Source organism: Siminovitchia sediminis (assembly GCF_042680885.1).
Classification (GTDB): domain Bacteria; phylum Bacillota; class Bacilli; order Bacillales; family Bacillaceae_C; genus Siminovitchia; species Siminovitchia sediminis.
In genome coordinates, this window is the sequence record NZ_JBHUEO010000098.1 from 1 (window position 1) to 2,434 (window position 2,434).

Here is a 2,434-nt window from a genome sequence, read left to right on the forward strand (position 1 = left end):
TGTTTATGGCATTCTAAAAATGTAAGGTTTGGCAGTTAATTTATGTAGGTAATTCGAATCTATGTAAATAAAAAGGCCACTTGCCAACTTCTCAAAATAACTTTAGACTCCTCGTTGGACCAACAACGTTTAACAGGAGGCTATTAAGGAGATGTTAGCAGTGGCTGAGATTCATTATATCAGACATGAAGTCAATCAAAAAGGAGAAAGTTACGCCAGTGTAGCAAGAAAAATGGGGATAGATCCACGTACCGTTAGTAAGTATGCGAATCAGGATGAGTTTCCAAAAAAGGAAAAACAAAAACGAAAAGCAAGGGTAATGGATCCCGTCAAACCCCTCTTGGACAAGTGGATTCAGGAAGATCTTAAAAAGAAAAAGAAATACCACCGTACGGCTAAAAGGATGTTTCAACTTCTGGAAAAGCATCATGGGTTCAAAGGCTCCTATCGTTCTATTCGCGGATATGTCTCGCAGCGAAAAAAGGAATTGAAAAAAGTGGCGGACGAAGCAGCCCTTCCCTTAGAGTCCTTCGCCGGTACGGCACAGGTTGATTTCGGTACAGCCCCGTTCAAGTATCATTCCGAAGTGATTGAACTTCCGTATTTGGTGATGTCCTTTCCGTTTAGTAACACCTTTTACTTTCAAGTTTTCCCATCCGAGAATACGGAGTGTCTGTTGGAGGGACTGCAGCGGATGTTTCACCATATGGGAGGTGTACCTAAAGTTATTCGTTTTGATAACCTTAGCCCTGCAGTGAAAAAAATACGGGCGAAAGGGGAACGCGATTTAACAGATGTATTTGAACGCTTTGTGCTTCATTATGGATTTACATACGAATTCTGCAATCCTGGAAAGGGCAATGAGAAAGGCCATGTGGAAGCGATGGTGAAATATATACGTAACAACTTCCTTTTGCCTGAAAATACAATTGTAGATCTTGATCACTTCAATGAAACCTTATGGGCTATAGCGGAAAAAGACCGAAATCGCCCCCATTATGAAAAGCAAGTTCTGCAAAGTGACTTGTTTCAGGAGGACAGAAAGGAATGGCTTCTGTTGCCTGAAAAGAGATTTGAATCCATTCGTTACCAAGAGATAAGGGCAGATAAATACGGGTTCATCACCATTGATAAGAAGCAATATTCCACTTCTCCCCGATTTGCAGGTCAAAAGGTGCGTGTGCGTATTAACTACCAATCTATCATTATATTAAATGAAGAAAACGAAGTGGTTGCCACACATACAAGGCTGTACGGGATGAAGCGAAAATCTATTATTTGGCAGCCTTATCTGGAACTGCTCTCCAAGCGACCGAGGGCGATCAAGTATTCAAGTGTGTATGAGCAATTCCCGCCTGCATGGACAGAATACCTCAATAACTGTACGGAAGAGGAACAGAAAGATGTCCTGGGGTTATTAGGAAAGCTACTGAAAAACAATGACTTTTCCCTTTTAAACAAAGCTTTAAATCTAGCTTCTGTTCATGGCCACCCAAGTGCCGAAGAAATACAGCATTGTTTCTACTCTCTGCTCCATCAAGAAGACCGGTACCTGGCCATTACGCCAAGTGTCACTGTTCCTCCTATGCCGGACATTACGAGAGGATTGTCCCACTATGATACCTTCTTCCAGGATGAGAGGGCAGAAAGATGAACGAGCAACTAGAAGCTTACGCCAAAAGATTGAAACTGAGCTGGATTAGGGAGAATTTCTCTAAAGTAGAGGCAGAAAACCATCAGGAATATCTTCTTAAGCTGTTTGAAAACGAGGTGCAGCATAGGGAGGAACGAAAGATCAACCTGTTGCTTAAACAGGCACAGCTTCCTAAGTCAGGGACCCACCCTTTCCAGTGGGAGCATATCCAAATTTCACAGGGGATTGGTAGAGAGTATATTTTAAAAGGTGAATTTATCAAAGAAAGAGAGAATCTGATTTTATATGGAGGTGTCGGTACGGGAAAAACATACTTGGCCACATTGATCAGCTTAAATGCCATACATGGGTTTGGCAATAGAGTCAGGTTTTACACAGTGGCAGGCTTGGTGAACCAATTGATCGAAGCCAATCAGGGAGGGCGTCTGCCAAAGTTGATGAAACAGATAGAGAAGTTGGATTTATTGGTGCTGGATGAGCTTGGATATATTCCACTTAATAAAGAAGGAGCTGAACTGTTATTCCAGGTCATATCCATGTGTTATGAGAATAAGAGCATCATTATCACTACTAACTTACAGTTTGGGCAGTGGAATCATGTCTTTGGGGATCCAATTTTAACGGAAGCTGTGATCGACCGGTTGATCCATCATTCGCATCTATTGCTTTTTACGGGCGACAGCTTCCGTTACAAAGAGTCATTATTACATTCATAAGGCCGTTGGCGAGTGGCATGCATTTTTAAATGCCATTTCATACATTTTTTACTTGCCAAATACA

2 protein-coding genes are annotated in these 2,434 nt (G+C 41.8%); both read left to right on the forward strand.

Annotation, left to right across the window (positions count from 1 at the left end; translation table 11 throughout):
• Nucleotides 1-151 precede the first annotated feature (151 nt).
• A complete protein-coding gene (istA, locus tag ACFSCZ_RS17705) occupies nt 152-1,654 on the forward strand; it encodes an IS21 family transposase (protein WP_144515815.1) in 1,503 nt (500 codons plus the stop codon).
• Nucleotides 1,651-2,370, forward strand: a complete 720-nt coding sequence (gene istB / locus ACFSCZ_RS17710; protein WP_144515816.1) for an IS21-like element helper ATPase IstB — start codon at nt 1,651-1,653, stop codon at nt 2,368-2,370. Before istA ends, istB begins: the two co-directional genes overlap by 4 nt.
• Nucleotides 2,371-2,434 lie beyond the last annotated feature (64 nt).

What these genes read in the sequence shown, in the direction of transcription:
- istB (WP_144515816.1), top strand. Translation starts at nt 1,651, where the DNA reads ATGAACGAGCAACTAGAAGCTTACGCCAAAAGATTGAAACTGAGCTGG.
- istA (WP_144515815.1), top strand. Translation starts at nt 152, where the DNA reads ATGTTAGCAGTGGCTGAGATTCATTATATCAGACATGAAGTCAATCAA.